20 protein-coding genes are annotated in these 17,869 nt (G+C 69.3%); 18 read left to right on the top strand and 2 right to left on the bottom strand.

Annotation, left to right across the window (positions count from 1 at the left end; translation table 11 throughout):
- The 9 genes from ABD927_RS13380 to pyk form a co-directional block, all read left to right on the top strand.
- Positions 1-1,056 (top strand): hypothetical protein (locus tag ABD927_RS13380; protein WP_345250199.1); only part of this gene is annotated, 1,056 nt, incomplete at its 5' end.
- The gene (locus ABD927_RS13375) at positions 1,049-1,426 is read left to right on the top strand and encodes a hypothetical protein (protein WP_345250197.1); all 378 of its coding nucleotides are present in this window, start codon (positions 1,049-1,051) and stop codon (positions 1,424-1,426) included. The genes ABD927_RS13380 and ABD927_RS13375, both read left to right, overlap by 8 nt.
- A complete protein-coding gene (locus ABD927_RS13370) occupies positions 1,423-2,283 on the top strand; it encodes an SCO family protein (protein WP_345250195.1) in 861 nt (286 codons plus the stop codon). The genes ABD927_RS13375 and ABD927_RS13370 overlap by 4 nt, the downstream gene beginning before the upstream one ends.
- Complete coding sequence (coxB, locus tag ABD927_RS13365) at positions 2,280-3,224, top strand: cytochrome c oxidase subunit II (RefSeq protein ID WP_345250193.1); 945 nt, start codon at positions 2,280-2,282, stop codon at positions 3,222-3,224. The genes ABD927_RS13370 and coxB overlap by 4 nt, the downstream gene beginning before the upstream one ends.
- Positions 3,221-4,855, top strand: coding sequence for a cytochrome c oxidase subunit I (gene ctaD / locus ABD927_RS13360; RefSeq protein WP_345250191.1), 1,635 nt, complete (start codon positions 3,221-3,223; stop codon positions 4,853-4,855). Before coxB ends, ctaD begins: the two co-directional genes overlap by 4 nt.
- Position 4,856: 1 nt before the next feature.
- Positions 4,857-5,486 carry a cytochrome c oxidase subunit 3 gene (locus ABD927_RS13355; RefSeq protein ID WP_345250189.1) on the top strand — a complete coding sequence of 210 codons (630 nt, stop codon included), beginning with the start codon at positions 4,857-4,859 and terminating at the stop codon, positions 5,484-5,486.
- Entirely contained in the window at positions 5,483-5,866 is a 384-nt protein-coding gene (locus ABD927_RS13350; protein WP_345250188.1) for a cytochrome C oxidase subunit IV family protein, read from the top strand. Before ABD927_RS13355 ends, ABD927_RS13350 begins: the two co-directional genes overlap by 4 nt.
- Before the next feature lie 33 nt (positions 5,867-5,899).
- Positions 5,900-6,694, top strand: a complete 795-nt coding sequence (locus tag ABD927_RS13345) for a thymidylate synthase (protein ID WP_345250186.1) — start codon at positions 5,900-5,902, stop codon at positions 6,692-6,694.
- Positions 6,695-6,773: 79 nt separating this feature from the next.
- Positions 6,774-8,204 (top strand): pyruvate kinase, encoded by a 1,431-nt coding sequence (pyk, locus tag ABD927_RS13340; protein WP_345250184.1) that lies wholly within the window; start codon positions 6,774-6,776, stop codon positions 8,202-8,204.
- Positions 8,205-8,291: 87 nt separating this feature from the next.
- Here pyk and ABD927_RS13335 read toward each other — a convergent pair whose 3' ends face one another.
- A complete protein-coding gene (locus ABD927_RS13335) occupies positions 8,292-8,954 on the bottom strand; it encodes a dienelactone hydrolase family protein (protein WP_345250182.1) in 663 nt (220 codons plus the stop codon).
- A 228-nt stretch (positions 8,955-9,182) separates the two neighbouring features.
- Between ABD927_RS13335 and ABD927_RS13330 the strand changes: the two genes are divergently transcribed.
- Positions 9,183-9,671 carry a dihydrofolate reductase gene (locus ABD927_RS13330; RefSeq protein WP_345250180.1) on the top strand — a complete coding sequence of 163 codons (489 nt, stop codon included), beginning with the start codon at positions 9,183-9,185 and terminating at the stop codon, positions 9,669-9,671.
- A gap of 10 nt (positions 9,672-9,681) precedes the next feature.
- Here ABD927_RS13330 and ABD927_RS13325 read toward each other — a convergent pair whose 3' ends face one another.
- The gene (locus ABD927_RS13325) at positions 9,682-10,653 is read right to left on the bottom strand and encodes a Bug family tripartite tricarboxylate transporter substrate binding protein (protein WP_345250178.1); all 972 of its coding nucleotides are present in this window, start codon (positions 10,651-10,653) and stop codon (positions 9,682-9,684) included.
- A 267-nt stretch (positions 10,654-10,920) separates the two neighbouring features.
- Here ABD927_RS13325 and ABD927_RS13320 point away from each other — a divergent pair, with 267 nt between their 5' ends.
- The 8 genes from ABD927_RS13320 (at position 10,921) to ABD927_RS13285 (ending at position 17,857) form a co-directional block, all read left to right on the top strand.
- Positions 10,921-11,796: a TauD/TfdA dioxygenase family protein gene (locus ABD927_RS13320; RefSeq protein WP_345250176.1), complete on the top strand. Its 876-nt coding sequence runs from the start codon at positions 10,921-10,923 to the stop codon at positions 11,794-11,796.
- A 20-nt stretch (positions 11,797-11,816) separates the two neighbouring features.
- Positions 11,817-12,290 carry a ribonuclease E activity regulator RraA gene (rraA, locus tag ABD927_RS13315; RefSeq protein WP_345250174.1) on the top strand — a complete coding sequence of 158 codons (474 nt, stop codon included), beginning with the start codon at positions 11,817-11,819 and terminating at the stop codon, positions 12,288-12,290.
- Positions 12,291-12,329: 39 nt separating this feature from the next.
- Positions 12,330-13,238 carry a LysR family transcriptional regulator gene (locus ABD927_RS13310; RefSeq protein WP_345250172.1) on the top strand — a complete coding sequence of 303 codons (909 nt, stop codon included), beginning with the start codon at positions 12,330-12,332 and terminating at the stop codon, positions 13,236-13,238.
- Positions 13,239-13,317: 79 nt separating this feature from the next.
- Entirely contained in the window at positions 13,318-14,445 is a 1,128-nt protein-coding gene (locus tag ABD927_RS13305) for an iron-containing alcohol dehydrogenase (RefSeq protein ID WP_345250170.1), read from the top strand.
- Between the two features lie 56 nt (positions 14,446-14,501).
- Positions 14,502-15,887 carry a M14-type cytosolic carboxypeptidase gene (locus ABD927_RS13300; protein ID WP_345250168.1) on the top strand — a complete coding sequence of 462 codons (1,386 nt, stop codon included), beginning with the start codon at positions 14,502-14,504 and terminating at the stop codon, positions 15,885-15,887.
- 65 nt (positions 15,888-15,952) lie between these two features.
- On the top strand, positions 15,953-16,483 hold the full coding sequence (locus ABD927_RS13295; protein WP_345250166.1) for an O-acetyl-ADP-ribose deacetylase: 531 nt from the start codon (positions 15,953-15,955) through the stop codon (positions 16,481-16,483).
- A 76-nt stretch (positions 16,484-16,559) separates the two neighbouring features.
- Positions 16,560-17,273 carry an extensin-like domain-containing protein gene (locus ABD927_RS13290; protein WP_345250164.1) on the top strand — a complete coding sequence of 238 codons (714 nt, stop codon included), beginning with the start codon at positions 16,560-16,562 and terminating at the stop codon, positions 17,271-17,273.
- 182 nt (positions 17,274-17,455) lie between these two features.
- On the top strand, positions 17,456-17,857 hold the full coding sequence (locus ABD927_RS13285; RefSeq protein WP_345250162.1) for a RidA family protein: 402 nt from the start codon (positions 17,456-17,458) through the stop codon (positions 17,855-17,857).
- Positions 17,858-17,869: the final 12 nt, after the last annotated feature.

Here is a 17,869-nt window from a genome sequence, read left to right as displayed (position 1 = left end):
GCCGGCCGCGCGGCCGCGCCCCGCCGCCGGCGCCGGCTGGCCGGCGGCGCCGCGCTGGCCCTGTGCGCCGCCGGCGCCTTCTGGAATGGCAAGGCCTTCATGGCCTCATGGCTGGCGGCATGGTGGTTCTGGTTCGGCCTGGGCCTGGGCGCGCAGGCCATCGTCTGGCTGCACCGGCTGACCGGCGGCGCCTGGGGCGCGGCGCTGATGCCGGCGCTGGACCGGCTGCGCGCGCCGGTCCCGATCGTGGCCGCGCTGGTGCTGCCGGTCCTGCTCGTGCCGTCTGCGCTCTACCCCTGGGCCGCCGGCGCGGCGCCCGAAGAAGGCTTCCCCGCCGCCTGGCTGACGCCTGCCGGCGTGGCGCTGCGCGGCATCGCCTGGGTCGCGCTGTGCGCCTTGCTGTGCCTGGCCTGGGGCCGCGGGCGGCGCCCCGCCTCGGCCGGTTTCGCGGCGCTGGGCCTGGCGGCATACGGCTACGGCATCAGCCTGGGCAGCGTGGACCTGCTGATGTCGCTGGTGCCGCACTGGTATTCCGCCGGCTTCGGCCTGACGGTGGCCGTGGCGTCGATGAAATGCGCGCTGGCCGCCGCCGCGCTGCGGCAGGCGCCGGCGCTGCCGCCGCCGCTGCGCGCCGACGCCGGCAACCTGCTGCTGATGTTCGTGATGACCTGGGCCTATCTCTCGTATACGCAGTTGCTGATCATCTGGGCCGAGAACCTGCCGCACGAGATCGCGTGGTATCTGCCGCGCCTGCAAACGGGATGGGCATGGCTGGGCCTGCTGCTGGCGGCGGCGGGCTTCGCGCTGCCGATGGCGCTGCTGCTGTTCCGCCGCCTGAAGACCGACGCGCGCTGGCTGCGGGCCATCGCGGCCGTGGTGCTGGCCACCGGCTGGGCCGACGTGCTGTGGTGGATCCTGCCGTCGGTGGCGCCGGTCGGTTTCGGCGCGCTGTGGATGCTGCCGCTGGCCACGCTCGGCATGGGCGCCGTCGCCTCCGCATGGCCGTGGCGGCCGCCGCCGGCGCCTGCCGCCGCCCGGGGAGCCCACCATGCGTGACGGCATCGATACCCGGCGCGTCGCGCGGCTCGGGCTGGCCGCGCTGGTCGTCCTGGCGGCCGCGGTGGCCGCCGCGCTGTGGCTGGCCTCGCACTGGACCGATCCGTGGCCGCCGCTGCCGCAGGGGCCGGACGGCACGCCCGCCGCCGCGGCCGGCCAGGGCCGCCAGCCCGGCGCTTCGGCCGAACCCGCGCTCGAAGCGCATCCGCAGCAGGCGCTGGCCGACTACCTGCGCGAAAAGGCCCGCCTGACCGACCGCTACGGCTGGCTGGACCGCCGCGCCGGCATCGCCCGCATCCCGGTCGACGAAGCCATGCGCGCGCTGGCCGAACGGGCGGGCGATCCGGCGGCGACGGAGGCCACGCCATGAACGCGCTGCGCAGGGTCTTCCTGACGGGCACGCTCCCCGGCCCGCGCCATGGCCGGCATCCGGCCTTCGCGACGTATCGCCGCCTTCTGCAAGCAGCCGCGCTGCTGTGCGCGTCGGCCGCATGCGCGATCCAGCCGCACGCGCAAGCGCTGCCAGCCGCCGGCCCGGACACGGTCGCCTTCGTCCAGCGCCCCGGCGCCGCGCTGCCGCTGGATGCGGCGCTGCGCGACGAGGCGGGCCGCGCCGTGCGGCTCGGCAGCTATTTCGGCGCCGAACCGGTGGTGCTGGTGCTGGGCTACTACCACTGCCCGATGCTGTGCTCAACGCTGATGGACGGCGTGATCGAGAGCCTGCACGGCATCGGCGTCGACTACCGCGTGGTCGGCGTCGGCATCGACCCGGCCGAGACGCCGGCCGACGCCGCCGCCCGCCACGCCGCCTACCAGGGCCTGCTCGACCCGGAACAGCGCGGCCGCCTGCACCTGCTGACCGGCGCCGCCGCGCCGGTGGCGCGCATCGCCCGGGCCGTCGGCTTCCACTACCGCCGCGATCCGGCCACCGGCCAGTACGCGCACCCGGCCGGCTTCGTCGTCGCCACGCCGGACGGCACGGTGTCGCGCTACTTCCCCGGCGTGCGCTTCGCGCCGCGCGACCTGCGGCTGGCGCTGGTGGAGGCCTCGCGCGGCACGGTCGGCAGCGTGTCGGACCGCCTGTTCCTGCTGTGCGCCCACTACGATCCGCAGCGCGGCCGCTATACGCTGGCCGCGATGACGGCGGCGCGCGCGGCCGGCCTCGCGGTGCTGGCGGTCCTGGCGGCGATGCTGTGGCGCCTGCGCGGGAAGGGGGGCATGCGGTGACCGACGAGATCAGCCTGCTGCCGCCCGCCGCCTCCAGCGTCGCCGGCCATACCGACGCGCTGTTCTATTCGCTGGCCGGCTTCTCGACCGCGATCGCCGCCGCGCTGGCGCTGCTGGCGGTGGCTTTCTGCATCCGCTACCGGCGCGGCTCGCGCGCCTCGCGGCAGGGGGCGCGCCGGCACGCCAACGGCCTGGAATGGGCCTGGACGATCGCGCCGATGACGGTCTTCCTCGGCCTGTTCGCCTGGGGCGCCTACGACTACGCCAGGCTCACGCGGCCGCCGGCCGACGCGGTGCCGGTGCTGGCGGTGGCCAAGCAATGGGTGTGGACGCTGCAGCACGCCGACGGCCGGCGCGAGATCAACGAACTGCACGTGCCGCTGGGCCGCCCGGTGCGGCTCCTGATGACCTCGCAGGACGTGATCCACAGCTTTTTCGTGCCTGCCTTCCGCATCAAGCAGGACGTGCTGCCGGGCCGCTACACCAGCCTGTGGTTCACCCCGACCCGCGCCGGCACCTACCACCTGCTGTGCGCCGAATACTGCGGCACCGACCACGCGGCCATGGTGGGCGGCATCGTGGTCATGCCGCCCGAACGCTTCGCGCAGTGGCTGCAGGAAGGCGACCGCGGCCCCAGCCTGGCGCGGCTCGGCATGCGCCTGTTCCGCGACAGCGGCTGCGCCGGCTGCCACAACCCGCAGTCGTCCGTCCATGCCCCCGACCTGCGCCAATTGTTCGGCCGCCGCGTGTTCATGCAGGACGGCAGCCAGCGGGTGGCCGACGAAACCTATCTGCGCGACTCGATCGTCGAGCCGCGCAAAGACATCGTGGCCGGCTACGAGCCCATCATGCCCTCGTACGCCGGCCAGCTGGACGAGGAACAGATCGGCGCGCTGGTGCAGTACCTGCGCAGCGGCGCCGCGCCGGAGGAGTCGCCATGAACACGCCTGCCCTGCCGGCGCCCACCGGCGCCCCGGCGCGCAGCTACCTTCAGGAAGGCTACCGCCTGTCGGACTGGCTGCGCACCCACGACCACAAGCGCATCGCCGTGCTGTACGCGGTCGGCATCACGCTGTTCTTCTTCATCGGCGGCGCCGCCGCGGCCCTGATCCGGCTGGAACTGCTGACGCCGCAGCCCGACCTGGTCGGCGCCGACACCTACAACCGGCTGTTCACCGCCCACGGCGTGATCATGGTGTGGATGTTCCTGATCCCCTCGATCCCTTCGGTGCTGGGCAATTTCCTGCTGCCGCTGATGATCGGCGCGCGCGACCTCGCCTTCCCGCGGCTGAACCTGCTGAGCTGGTACCTGTACATGGGCGGCGGCGCCTTCACGCTGGCCGCGCTGCTGCTGGGCGGCGTCGATACCGGCTGGACCTTCTACGCGCCGTTCTCCACGATGTTCTCGCACAGCCGCGTGCTGCTGACCCTGTGCGGCGTGTTCGTGCTGGGCTTCTCGTCGATCCTGACCGGGCTCAATTTCATCGTCACCATCCACACGATGCGCGCGCCGGGCATGGGCTGGTTCCGCATGCCGCTGTTCGTGTGGGCGCAATACGCCACCAGCCTGCTGCTGGTGCTGGCCACGCCGGTGCTGGCCGTCACGCTGACGCTGCTGGCGGTCGAACGGGTGTTCCACGTCGGCTTCTTCGATCCGGCCTACGGCGGCGACCCGTTGCTGTTCCAGCATCTGTTCTGGTTCTATTCGCATCCGGCCGTCTACATCATGATCCTGCCGGCCATGGGCGTGGCCAGCGAGATCATTCCCTGCTTCGCGCGCCGGCCGGTGTTCGGCTACCGCTCGATGGCCTACGCCATCCTCGGCATCGGCGTCATCAGCTTCCTGGTGTGGGGGCACCACATGTTCGTCAGCGGACAGTCCGTCTACGCCAACATGACGTTCTCGCTGCTGAGCTTCATGGTGGCGGTGCCGTCGGCGGTCAAGGTCTTCAACTGGACCGCCACGCTGTACAAGGGCTCGATCAGCTTCGAGGCGCCGATGCTGTATGCGCTGGGCTTCGTCGGCCTGTTCATGACCGGCGGCCTCACGGGCCTGTTCCTGGCCGCGCTGGCGGTGGACGTGCACGTGACGGATACCTATTTCGTGGTCGCGCATTTCCACTACATCATGGTCGGCGGCGCGGTCATGGCCTACCTGGGCGGCATTCACTTCTGGTGGCCCAAGATCAGCGGCCGGCTCTACCCGGAAGCCTGGGCGCGGGTGGCGGCGGTGGCGATATTCATCGGCTTCAACCTCACCTTCTTTCCGCAGTTCGTGCTGGGCTACGCCGGCATGCCGCGCCGCTACCACGCCTATCCGCCGGAATTCCAGGTACTCAACGTGCTGTCGTCGGCCGGCGCCGGCATGCTGGCGCTGGGCTACCTGCTGCCGTTGGGCTATCTGCTGTGGTCGTGGTTCCGCGGGCCGCGCGCGCCGGGCAATCCCTGGAACGCGAGCGGGCTCGAGTGGCAGACCGCGTCGCCGCCGCCGAAGGAAAACTTCGCCACGCCGCCCGATGGCAACCGGGATCCTTATGGGTATCCGCTGCATCCCACCGGCCCGGGGGACTGACATGGATGCCGCGTCTTCCGCCGCCGACCGCCTCGCCGACTACCGCGCCCGCCTGGGCATGTGGGTGTTCCTGGCCACCGAGGCGATGTTCATCGGGCCGCTGTTCCTGGTCTACGCGACCGCGCGGCTGCGCCTGCCGGAGGCCTTCGAACAGGCCGGCCGCCTGGCCGACGTGGCGCTGGGCGCGACCAACACGGCCGTCCTGCTGACCAGCAGCCTGGCGATGGCGCTGGCGGTGGAAGCCGCCCGCCTGCGGCTGACGGCGGCGGCGCGGCGCGCGCTGGCCGCCACGCTGGCGCTGGGCGCGCTGTTCCTGGTGCTCAAGGGCTGCGAATACGCGCTGGACTGGCGCGAACACCTGTTCCCGGGCGCCGGCTTCCGGCCGGAGGGCGTATCCGACGTGGCCGGGGCCCGGCTGTTCTTCCTGCTGTATTTCACGGCCACCGGCATCCACGCGATCCACGTGGCGGTCGGCCTGGGCGCCATCGCCGCCGCGCTGCGCCGCTGGCGCCGGCGACCGGACGACCACGCCGTCCGGCAAATGGAGGCCACCGGCCTGTACTGGCATTTCGTCGACGTCGTCTGGATCTTCCTGTTTCCGGCGCTCTACCTGGTCGGGAGGGCGCCATGAACCGGCCGGCGCCGGGCGCGCCCCGCACGGACCCGGCCGCGGTGTGGCAGCGCTCGGCATGGCGGCGCGCGGCACGCGGGCTGGTCCTGGTGTGGCTGGCGCTGTTGCTGCTGGCCGCGCTGACCACCGGCAGCGCCTTCCTGCCGATAGGGGCTGCCCATGTCGCCGTCAGCGTGGGCATCGCCGCCGTCAAGGCCGTGCTGGTGGCGGCCTTCTTCATGCAGCTGCGCGAACCCTACCCCGTGCTGCGCATGGCCGCGCTGCTGGCGCTGGCGCTGCTGGCCATCCTGTTCGCGCTGAGCGCCACCGACTACGGCTGGCGCAGCCCGCCGCCGCCCCGGCCGGCGGCTCGGCAGCCGCCGCCTGCGGCCGTACAATAGGCCATCCGCACAGCAGCAGCCGCACACCTTTCCATGCGTCAATACGAAGATTTCATGCGCCACGTGTATGAACACGGCGTGCAGAAGACCGACCGCACCGGCACCGGCACGCGCTCGGTGTTCGGCTACCAGATGCGCTTCGACCTGTCGCAGGGCTTTCCGCTGGTCACCACCAAGAAAGTCCACACCAAGAGCATCATCGTCGAACTGCTGTGGTTCCTGCAGGGCGGTACCAATGTGCGCTGGCTGCAGGAGCGCGGCGTCAGCATCTGGGACGAATGGGCCGGCCCCGACGGCGAACTGGGCCCGGTGTACGGCGCGCAGTGGCGCAGCTGGCCCACGCCCGGCGGCGGCCACGTCGACCAGATCGCCCAGCTGCTGCAGCAGATCCGCAGCAATCCCGATTCGCGCCGGCTGATCGTGTCGGCCTGGAACGTGGCCGACATCCCGAACATGGCGCTGCCGCCGTGCCACGCCTTCTTCCAGTTCTACGTGGCCGACGGCCGGCTGTCGTGCCAGCTGTACCAGCGCAGCGCCGACATCTTCCTGGGCGTGCCGTTCAACATCGCCAGCTACGCGCTGCTCACCCACATGATCGCCCAGCAGTGCGACCTCGAACCGGGCGACTTCGTCTGGACCGGCGGCGACTGCCATCTGTACAACAACCATTTCGAGCAGGTCGAGCTGCAGCTGTCGCGCGAGCCCTATCCCTACCCGCGCCTGGCCATCCGGCGCCGCCCGCCCACGCTGTTCGACTACGAATACGAAGATTTCGCGTTCGTCGACTATCGCTCGCATCCGCACATCAAGGCGCCGGTAGCGGTCTGAGCGGCCGACACGGAACCGGAACGCCGGGGTCCGTATAATTTTCCGACTGCCCGCCCGGGCCGAAAACAGGAGAATGAAGGTGCGCCGTTTGCGTAACGCCAAGATCGTCGCCACCGTGGGCCCCGCCAGTTCCGATCCCGCGATGCTGGCGCGGCTGTTCCGCGCCGGCGCCGACGTCTTCCGCCTGAATTTCAGCCACGGCACGCACGACGACCACCGCGCGCGGCTGGACGCCATCCGCGCGCTGGAGCGCGAGGTGGGCCGCCCGATCGGCGTGCTGATGGACCTGCAAGGCCCGAAGCTGCGCGTGGGCCGCTTTGCCAGCGGCCCCGTCATGCTGCACCCCGGCCAGCATTTCCGGCTCGATCTCGATGCGGCCACGCCGGGCGACGACAACCGCGCCCCGCTGCCGCACCCCGAAATCTTCGCCGCCATCGGCCCCGGCACCGACCTGCTGCTCGACGACGGCCGCATCCGGCTGCGCGTGGTGGAGTCCGGCCCCGACTACGCCCACACCGAAGTGATCGAGGGCGGCCCCTTGTCGGACCGCAAGGGGGTCAACGTGCCCGGCGTGGTGCTGCCGCTGTCGGCCATGACGGAGAAAGACCGCGTCGACCTGGAATTCGGCCTGTCGCTGGGCGTGGACTGGATCGCGCTGTCGTTCGTGCAGCGCGCCGAAGACATCCGCGAGATCAAGCAGCTGGTCGACGGCCGCGCCGGCGTGATGGCCAAGCTGGAAAAGCCGGCCGCGATCGCCGAACTGGAATCGATCCTGGCCGAGTCCGACGCCGTGATGGTGGCGCGCGGCGACCTGGGGGTGGAAATGCCGGCCGAGCAGGTGCCGGCCATCCAGAAGCGCATCGTGCGCGCCTGCCGGCGCATCGGCAAGCCGGTGGTCGTTGCCACGCAGATGCTGGAATCGATGGTCAACGCGCCGGTGCCCACGCGGGCCGAGGCCTCCGACGTGGCCACCGCCGTCTACGACGGCGCCGACGCCGTCATGCTGTCGGCCGAGTCGGCCTCCGGCAAGTACCCGGTGGAAGCGGTCCGGATGATGAACGACATCATCGCCCAGACCGAAGCCGACCCGCACTACCGCGAGGTGATGGAAGCCTCGCAGACGCCGCCCGCGCCCGACATCGCCAACGCGATCGGCCGCGCGATGCGGGGCGTGGCCGGGCTGCTGCACGTGGCCACCACGGTGGCCTATACCAGTTCCGGCTATTCGGCGATGCGCATGTCGCGCGAGCGGCCCGAGGCGCCCATCATCGGCATGACGCCGAACCTGGCCACCGCGCGCCGCATGGCGCTGGTATGGGGCGTGCACGCGGTGGTGATCCACGAAGTGGACAGCGTCGGCGAAATGACCGCCTACGCCTGTGAAACCGCCCTCAGCGAAGGCTTCGCCAAGGTCGGCCAGACCATCGTGATCTCGGCCGGCATGCCGTTCGGCTCGTCCGGCACCACCAACCTGCTGCGCATCGCCACCGTAGAAGCGCCCGAGGCTTGAACCCCTGCACCCAGGACGCCGCGGATCCGGCTCCGCCGGTCCGCCAGCGTCGCCCCTTGAGGGGCGCGCGAAGCGCGTAGGGGTGGGCTACATCTTCGCCAGGAATTCCAGCGTGCGCTGGGTGGCTACGCTGGAGGCGGCCGGGTCGAAGGCGGCGCGCTGGTCGCAGTTGAACCCGTGGCCGGCGTCGTACACGTAGATCTCGGACTCGGGATGGGCGGCGCGGATCTTCTCGACGTCGGCCATCGGAATGGACTTGTCCTGCTCGCCGAAGTGGCCCTGCACCGGCACTTTCAGCTTGGCGTCGGCGCGCGCGGCGATGCCGCCGCCGTAGTAGGGCACCGCGGCGGCAATGCCGTCCAGCTGGGAGGCGGCGATCCACGCCACCGTGCCGCCCCAGCAATAGCCGATCACGGCCACCTTGCCGCCCTCGGCCGCCACCGCCACCGCCGCCGCCACGTCTTTCAGCGCCGAGTCGAAATCGATCTTCTGCATGATCTCGCGGCCGCGCGCCACGTCGTCGGGGTTGTAGCCGAGTTCGACGCCGGGCTGCACGCGGTCGAACATCGCCGGCGCGACGGCCAGGTAGCCCTCCTTGGCATAGCGGTCGGCCACGCTGCGGATGTGCGAATTGAGCCCGAAGATCTCCTGCACGATCACCACGCCGCCACGCGGCTTGCCCTGGGGGTCGGCGCGGTAGGCGGCAAGGCGGGTTCCGTCGGCTGCGGTCAGTTCGATTTGCGTTCCCATGATTTCCTTTGGCTCGGTAGAGTTGTTCGAAAGAACCGGCCCGCCCGCGCGCAGCGGCGCGTCCGCGGGCCGGACGCCCAACTCCCGGTTGTATCAGAAAAGGCGGCGAGCCGTCATGCATGCTGGCGCCCATGGGCACGGGCGGCGGCGCATCGGCGGCACGGCGGGCCGCGCCCGCCCTTCGTGCTAGAGTCGACTTCCCGCCGTCCGTCCTGCCTGCCGCCGCCGATGCACCTCGTCCTGATCGTCGCCTACGCCCGCAACCGCGTCATCGGACGCGCCAACACGCTGCCCTGGCGCCTGCCGGGCGACCTCGCCCACTTCAAGCGCAGCACGCTGGGCCATCCGATCGTGATGGGCCGCAAGACCTGGGAATCGCTGGGCCGGCCGCTGCCGGGCCGCCAGAACATCCTGGTAACGCGCGACCCGGCCTATGCGGCGGCCGGCGCCACGGTCGTGCACGGCCTGGACGAGGCGCTGGCCGCCTGCGCCGGCGCGCCGCGCGTATTCGTGATCGGCGGCGCCCAGCTCTATGCCGCCGCGCTCGGCCGGGCCGACGAAATCCTCGCCACCGAAATCGACGCCGAAGTCGAAGGCGATGCCTTCTTCCCGCCGCTGCCGCCCGGCTGGCGGGAGCAAAGCCGGCAGCCTCAGCCGCCGGAGAACGGGTACCGCTACGATTTCGTCAGTTACCTGCGCCCGGCAGACCACGCCTAGCCTCAGCCCTTCAATTGGCCTCGCTGATGTGCGCGTCGTGTGCAATCCGCCGGAACTTGGCGGCCTCGTTCTCAATGAATTTCTGAAAATCGGCCGGAGTGCGTCCATCCGGGGTCAGCACGGCGTTTTCGCGCAGCCACTGCTTCCATTCCGGCGTATCGAGGATACGATTGATTTCCGCATTCAGACGCCCTACTACCGCCGACGGCGTACCCGCCGGTGCGGCCAGGCCATACCACTCGGTAATCTCGTAGTCCGGGTAGCCAGATTCGGCAATGGTCGGCAACTGCGGCAGGCGCGGCGTGCGACGGGAACCCGTCAGCCCCAGCGCCTTGACCGCCCCCGATTCCAGCGAACCGGCCACCGTCGGAACGGCTACGAAACTCGTTGCCACCTGACCGGCAACGACGTCGGCCAATGCCGGGGCGGCGCCGGAATACGGAACGTGCACGATGTCGACCCCTGCCTGCAGCTTGAAAAGCTCACCGGCAAAATGATGCGCCAGGCCAATGCCTGGGGATGAGAAGAACAGCTGCCCCGGCCGCTTCTTGGCCAGCTGCACGAATTCGGCCAGATTGGCGACCGGTACGGCGGGGCTTACGGCGAACACCATCGGGACCTGGCCAACCAATGCTACCGCCTGGAAGCTGGCGATCGGATCGAAATTGAGCTTGCGGCCGATGGCTGGCACCGAGACGTTCGAACTGATGATCATGCCTATCGTATAGCCGTCGGGCTCGGCACGGGCCAGTTCACCGGAGGCGATCATGCCGCTCGCGCCGGCCCGGTTCTCGACCACGACGGGCTTGCCGAGGGCCTGGGCCAGCGGCACCGCGAGCTTGCGGGCAATGATGTCGGTCGTACCCCCGGGGGCGAAGCCCACGAGTACCCGGACGGGCCGCTGCGGCCAGGTTTCGGCCGACGCCCCACAGGCGGCGAAGGTTGCCAGCAGGCATGTCAATAGCTGCGCCGGTTTGCGCATGGTGTCTCCTCGGTTCTGGTTTGTGCCGGCAGGGGGACGGCCTGCGTCGCAGCGTGGCGAAAGGCCCTCTCCGGCGGCTGCGAAAACTATGCACAAATGGCGCCGAAGCCGCCATTCGTCGTTGGAAAACACCCCGTTAACGCCAGGCTAAGAAGCCCGCGCGGACAGGCCCTTAGCGCTCGCTTAAGCCCCTCTTATGAAAAGCGAAATTGTTCGCCGCCGCCCGCGCTTCCAGAATGACGCCACCGTACCGAACAAGGAACTGCAATGTTGGCAACCTTATCCCGAGTCGATGTACTGCCGATGCCGGCCGGATTGGGCGCAGAGATTACCGGCGTCGACCTCGCCGGCCCCGTGTCCGACGAGGTCCATGCCCGTATCGTCGATGCGTGGCACCAGTACCTGGTATTGCGCATCCGCGGACAGCGATTGGACGATGCGCAACTGATGCGCTTCGGCAGGCGCTTCGGCGAACTGGAACTGTCTCCCAGTACCGAATACACCGCCAACTTCGGCGAAATGGAAGGCGTGCCGCCCGAAGTCACCGTCGTGTCCAACATTGTGGAAGACGGCAAGGCACTCGGCACGCTTGGCGCAGGCGAAGCCTACTGGCATTCCGATAGCTCCTTCATCGACAAGCCGCCCAGCGCCAGCATACTGTACGGCATCGAGGTTCCCGACAGCGGCGGCGACACCTGCTTCGCCAATATGTACGCCGCCTACGAGGCACTGCCGGACGACGTCAAGGCTCGCATCGACGGGCTGCGCGCCATTCACAGCTCTGCCTATACCAGCGCGGGCGCGCTGCGCAAGGGCCGCACGGCGCCGGCCGATGTCACGCAGGATCCCGGCCCCCGCCATCCGTTGGTCCGCACGCATCCGGAAACCGGCCGCAAGGCGCTTTACCTGGGCCGGCGCCTCAACAGCTACATCGTCGGCCTGCCAATTGCCGAAAGCGAAGCACTGCTGGATCTGCTCTGGTCGCACGCGACGCGCGAAGAATTCACGTGGCGTCATCAATGGCAGCGCGGCGACGTGCTGATCTGGGACAACCGCTGCGCGCTGCACCGGCGCGACGCGTTCGATCCCTCCGTGCGTCGCCTGATGCACCGGGTACAGGTCAAGGGAACGACGCCGGTGTGAATATGGGACAGAGACCTTTCATGCGTGTCAGCACGTCGGATATTTTCGACGCCGATCCGGACCGCGTCCTGGTCTGCGAAACCCAGTTCCGCAGCTTCGGCCGGTTGCGCGAGTTCGCCGGCCCGTGCGCCACGGTGGCCGTACGCGAAGACCACCGGGAGATCCGCAAGCTGCTTGAAACGCCGGGCGAAGGCCGCGTCCTGGTGGTAGACGGCGGCGGTTCGCCGCGCGTCGGGTTGATGGGCGACGTCATGGCGGCGATGGCGGTGCGCAACGGATGGGCCGGTGCTATCGTTTTCGGCGCCATTCGCGACAGCTCCGCCATCGATGCAATGGAATTCGGCGTCAAGGCCGTCGCCACCACGGCTCGCCGCGCCCAGACTGCCGCGTCCGCCCTGCACGACCAACCGGTGGAATTCGGGGGTGTGCGCTTCCATCCCGGCGATTGGGTTTGTGCGGACTCCGATGCCGTGGTCGTGCGGCCTCAGCGGTGAATGGCAACATGGCCATCGACCATCGTGGGGAACGACCGGATGCCTATGCAATTCGACCTCGTCGATTTCAGACTGCTCGTCAACATTGCCGAGGAAAAAAGCCTGAGCCGGGGGGCGGAGCGCTCCCATCTCTCGATCCCGGCCGCCAGCAATCGCATCAAGAACCTGGAAAGCCGGATCGGCATGGACCTGCTGTACCGGAACAGCCAAGGCGTTACGCTCACGCCCATAGGGCAGTCGTTCCTGCACCATGCCCGCATCGTCCTGCGGCAGCTGGAGCACTTGTGCGGCGACCTGCAGGAATACACCGAAGGCATCAAAGGCCACATCAAGATATTTGCCACCACCACGGCCATCACGGAACTGTTGCCCGAGCCGATCAGCCGCTTCTTGCGGGCGCACCCCGACGTCAACATCACGATGCAGGAACATCGCAGCCAGCACATCCTGCGCGCGGTCACGGAAGGATCGATCGACATCGGCATCGTCGCGGAAAACATCAACCACGAGAACGTGCAGCTGTTTCCGTTCGGACAAGACCGCCTGGCCTTGGTGGCGCCGGTCGACCATCCCTTGGTCGGCCGCCGGGAAGTGGCCTTTGCCGAAACGCTGGACTACGACTACGTAGGCCTCTGGGAATCGAGCGCGATGCACAGCTTTCTCGTCGATGCCTCGCGCTCGTTGAACCGACCGATGAAATTCCGCCTCGAAGTCGGCAGCATCGAAGCGGCCTGCCGCATGGTTTCGTTCGGCGTCGGCATTGCGATGGTCCCGGTTTCGGCGGCTCGACGCTACGCCACGTCGTTCGATATCAGGGTCATCGAGCTCAGCGACGACTGGGCCCGGCGCTGCCTGCAGATCTGCGTGCGGAACCTGGAGCAATTGCCGGTGTTCGCGCGCGACCTCGTTGCCTTCCTGCTGGCCACGGCCGACGTATCCGCGCTCTGATCCGCAAGACGCCAGCCTGCCTGCCGGCCCCCACCTTCTTCTCATTGCTGGCCGGCCATGGCCAGACACCGGAGCCTTCATGATTCCGATCCAGTACCTGACCAATATCATCCTCGCGCCAGGCTGTGTGGCCATGCTGCCCGACACGCTTGGCAAGCTGGGGGTCCACCGGCCGCTGCTCGTGACCGACAAGGGCGTTCGCCACACCGCCGCCTTCGAGCGCATACAGTCCGCGCTCGGCGCCGGGCATGCGCTGTTCGACGACACCCCTCAGAATCCCACCGAGCACGCCGTCGAATCGGCCACTGCCCTGTTCCGCGACCGCCGCTGCGACGGCGTCGTGGCGGTCGGCGGAGGATCGCCCATCGATCTGTCCAAGGCCGTCGCCCTGCTGGCCACGCACCAGCCTCCGCTATCCCGCTATGCGCTGATCATGGACGGACTGCGCCACATCCGCGCCGACGTAGCGCCGGTGGTCGCCCTTCCCACCACGGCCGGGACCGGCAGCGAAGTCGGCCGGGGAGCGTTGATCACATTGCGGGACGGCCGAAAGCTGGGGCTGATCAGCCAGCATCTGATTCCAAAGTACGCCCTCTGCGACCCCGAGCTGACACTGTCGCTGCCGCCGCGCCTGACCGCCGCCACTGGCATGGACGCCTTGGCCCACTGCATCGAAACCTTCCTGTCGCCGCGCGACAATCCGGTAGCGGACGCAATCGCGCTGGACGGTGCGGGCCGGGCCTACCGCAATATAGAGAGCGCCGTGCGCAACGGCAGCGATCTGCGGACACGGCAGGAAATGATGACCGCATCGCTGATGGGAGGACTCTGCTTTCAGAAAGGACTGGGAGCGGTGCATTCGCTGTCGCATGCGCTGGGGGCGATCAAGAACCCCGTCCTGCACCATGGAACGCTGAACGCCATCCTTCTGCCTTCGGTACTGCGGGCCAACGCGGCCTATGCCGGAGACAAATACCCGCGGCTGCTGGCCGCCATGCACCTGGCCACGGATACCGATTTGCCCGCCGCCATCGAGGCGCTGAACGGCAGGCTGGGCATTCCCTCCAGCCTGAAGGATCTGGGCGTGACGCGCGACATGCTGCCTGGCGCAGTCCGAGGCGCGCTGGCCGACCACTCTCATGCAACCAATCCTTTTCAACCGGACGCGATGCAATACATGGACATACTTGACGCCGCCATGCAGTGAGGCGGCACGGTTGCGCTCTGGCACAATGATGCATCCAGATCACGCAACGACCCTCGATGCCCCGGTTTTTCCGGCTGCCCGCGCTGCTGGCCGCATTCGCGCTGCTGGCGGCGTGCGCCAGCGTTCCGCCGCCGTCTCCGCCCGGCGTGTTCGATACCGGCTTCGAGTCCGGCAGCCTCGGCACGATCGAGGCGGTCGACGATGCCACCTGGGACCTGCGGCTGCGCAACGACAACAATGACCCATCGCTGCCGGCCTCGTTCCGCACCTGGTTCTACTTCGGGCTGAACCGTATCCCGACCGGCCGGCCGCTGACGCTCCGGCTGTCGGGCTTCGGTTCGTCCTACCCGGCCATGCCGGTCTATTCGTACGACCGCGTTCACTGGCGGCATTTCGACGCGTCAGAAGTCGACTGGCAATCCTGCCCCCGCTCGCGGCCCGGGCAATGCCGGCTGGTGGTGCGCAAGGCCTTCGCCCAGCCGCGGGTATGGATCGCCCGCTTTTTTCCCTACACCGCGCGCGAGCTCGACGCCTTCCTCGACACGGTGCGCGGCAGCCCCTACCTGACCGAACGCACGCTGGCCACGGGACCGGCCACCGGGCAGCCTATCCGGCTGCTGACGATCGGCGATCCGCCGGCCGCGGCGAATATCATGCCGGACCGCCGCTACGTGTGGATACAGGCACGCAGCCACCCCGGCGAAACCGCGTCGTCCTTTCTGCTGGAAGGGCTGATGAAGCGTGTGCTGGCCGACGACGGCCTGGGCCGTTCGCTGCGCGCGCGCTATGTGTTCGAGATCGTGCCGATCCATAACGTGGACGGCGTGGCGCTCGGCAACTACCGCACCAACGCCGCCAGCCAAAACCTGGAAGACAGCTGGACCTTCGCCTCCGACGGCACGCCGCTGCCCGGCGAGCCGGCGCCCCCGCCCGAGGACCTGGCGCTGATGCAGGCCGGCATCCAGCCGCTGCTGCGGGCGGGCGCGCGTTTCGCGCTGGCGCTGAATCTGCACTCGTCCAACGCCGAACCCGACAAACCGGCGTTCTTCGTGCCGCATTTCGGCAGCGATCCGGCCGCCTACACCGACGCCCAGCGCGCGCTGTGGCAGCGGCAGGCCCGCTTTGCCGAACTGGTCGACGCCTATTACGATGGCCCGATATGGCCGGTGCGCGAAGGCGGTCAATCGTTCCTGGAGCACTATTTCCCCGAGCGCTGGTGGTGGGCATCGCAGCAGGACGCCGTCGATGCGCTCACGCTGGAAACCACCTACGGCCGCGGCGGACTGGGCCGCTGGATCGAGCCCGACGACTTGCGGCGGCTGGGCGAGGCGGTGGCGCAGGCCATCGCCGCGATGGACGACGGCACGGCCGAGCCGATGCCCGTGGCGCCGCCGGGGCAAGGCAGCCACCAGGCGCCGGCTCCCACGGAGGAAGATCTGTAAGCGCGCCCGCCTGCGGCGGCGCGACCTTGTCAGGCAAGACATCGCACAGCGACAGGAGTACGCCAGTGAACCGCTTGCAAGTCATCCGCGCCGACATCACGACGCTCGACATCGACGCCATCGTCAATGCCGCCAATCCGTCCTTGCTGGGCGGCGGCGGGGTCGACGGCGCGATCCACCGCGCGGCCGGCCCCGAACTGCTGCGCGAGTGCCGCGGACTGGGCGGCTGCCCCACCGGCGAGGCCCGGCTCACGCGCGGCTACAGGCTGCCGGCGCGTTTCGTGATCCACACGGTAGGGCCGGTGTGGCGCGGCGGCGGCGCCGGCGAGCCGGAATTGCTCGCCAGCTGCTATCGCAACGCGCTGCGAATCGCCGGCGAACGGTCGCTGCGCGGCATCGCCTTCCCCAGCATCTCGACCGGGGTCTACGGCTATCCCGTCGAGGCGGCGGCGACGGTGGCGGTGCGGGCCGTCATGCAGGCGCTGCCGGCCGCGCCGTCGCTGGAGTCGGTCGTGTTCTGCTGCTTCTCCGAAGCGGACCGCATCGTGTACGCCGACTGCCTCGAACGCGAAGGCGGCGGGGCGTCTTTCTCATGAAGCCGCGGCGCCTCGTCCGGCCGGGCCGCGCGCGCCTGGCGGCCGCGACGCAGCATGGCCGCAACGGCGCCAGGCGATGAACGCGCCGGGCCGCATCGCCGCATTCACGCTGCTGGCGCTTGCGGCCGCGGCCGCCCTGTTCGCCTACGGCGTGCGCAGCGGCCGGATCATGCTGCCCGATCGCTGGAACCCGTGGACGCCGCTCGACGTGCGCCAGCCGCCCGGCCCGCTGACGGGCTGGAAGCTATGGCGCGCCACGCACGACCCGCAGTTGTGCCGCGCCGCGCTCGACTTGTCCGGCATGACCTACCACCCGGTGCCGGACCAGAGCGCCGGCCCGGGCTGCGAGCTGCACGGCGCCGTGCGGGTCGAGCGGCTGGACACCCGCTTCGGCAGCAGCTTCCTGGCCAGCTGTCCGCTGGCGCTGGGCGTGGCGCTGTTCGACGCGCAGTACCTGCAGCCCGCCGCGCAGGCTTTCTACGGCGAGCCGGTCGCGCGCATCGACCACGTCGGCAGTTATGCCTGCCGCAACGTCAACCACGCCGCCAGCGGCTCGCTCAGCCAGCATGCGCATGCCAACGCGCTGGACATTACCGGTTTCGTGCTGGCGGGCGGGCGCCGCATCACGGTAACGGGCGACTGGAACGACGGCGGCAAGGCCGGGCAGTTCCTGCGCCAGGTGCACGACGGCGCGTGCAAGTCGTTCAATGCCACGCTGGGGCCGGAATACAACGCGCTGCATGCCACGCATTTCCACGTCGACATGGGGCCGTACCGGATGTGCCGCTAGGCCGGCGCGGCATGACTAAGGCGCAGCCCGCGCCCGTCGATAATCGCCGCGGATAAATGGGCGCCGTCGGCCGGCCATCTATCAAATTCCGATATTGGACCCTCGTCCCCGCGGCTCTCTACACTGCACCGGGTCATCTCCAGAAGGAGCAATCGATGGCCCCGGAACGCGCGGATTCAAGCATGCAGGAAATCGTGGTCGAGGGCTTGCCGGACCCGCCCCGGTTCGGCAGCCCCACCGCCTTGGCCATCAGGGCCGGCCAGCAGATCTTCATATCCGGGACCCTGGCCTGGGACGCCGACCGCAAGCTGGTGGGCGTCGGCGACGTCGAGGTCCAGACCCGGCACATTCTCGATGCGATGGCGGCGATTCTTCGCACCCAGGGAGCGTCCCTGCGCGATATCGTGAAAATCAATTTCTTCCTGACCGATATCCGCGACAAGGAAAGGATTTGGGCCGTCCGCCGGGAAATGTTCGGCGACCATCGCCCCGCCTCCACGCTGGTGGAAGTCTCCCAGCTGGTCGATACGGAAGCGAAGCTGGAAGTGGAAGCCATCGCGCTGGTTCCTCCGTCGCGGCCTTGAAGGAAGCGTGCA

The organism is Pigmentiphaga soli (assembly GCF_039541095.1).
Taxonomy (GTDB): domain Bacteria; phylum Pseudomonadota; class Gammaproteobacteria; order Burkholderiales; family Burkholderiaceae_B; genus Pigmentiphaga; species Pigmentiphaga soli.
This window is presented reverse-complemented; position numbering and strand designations above follow the sequence as displayed.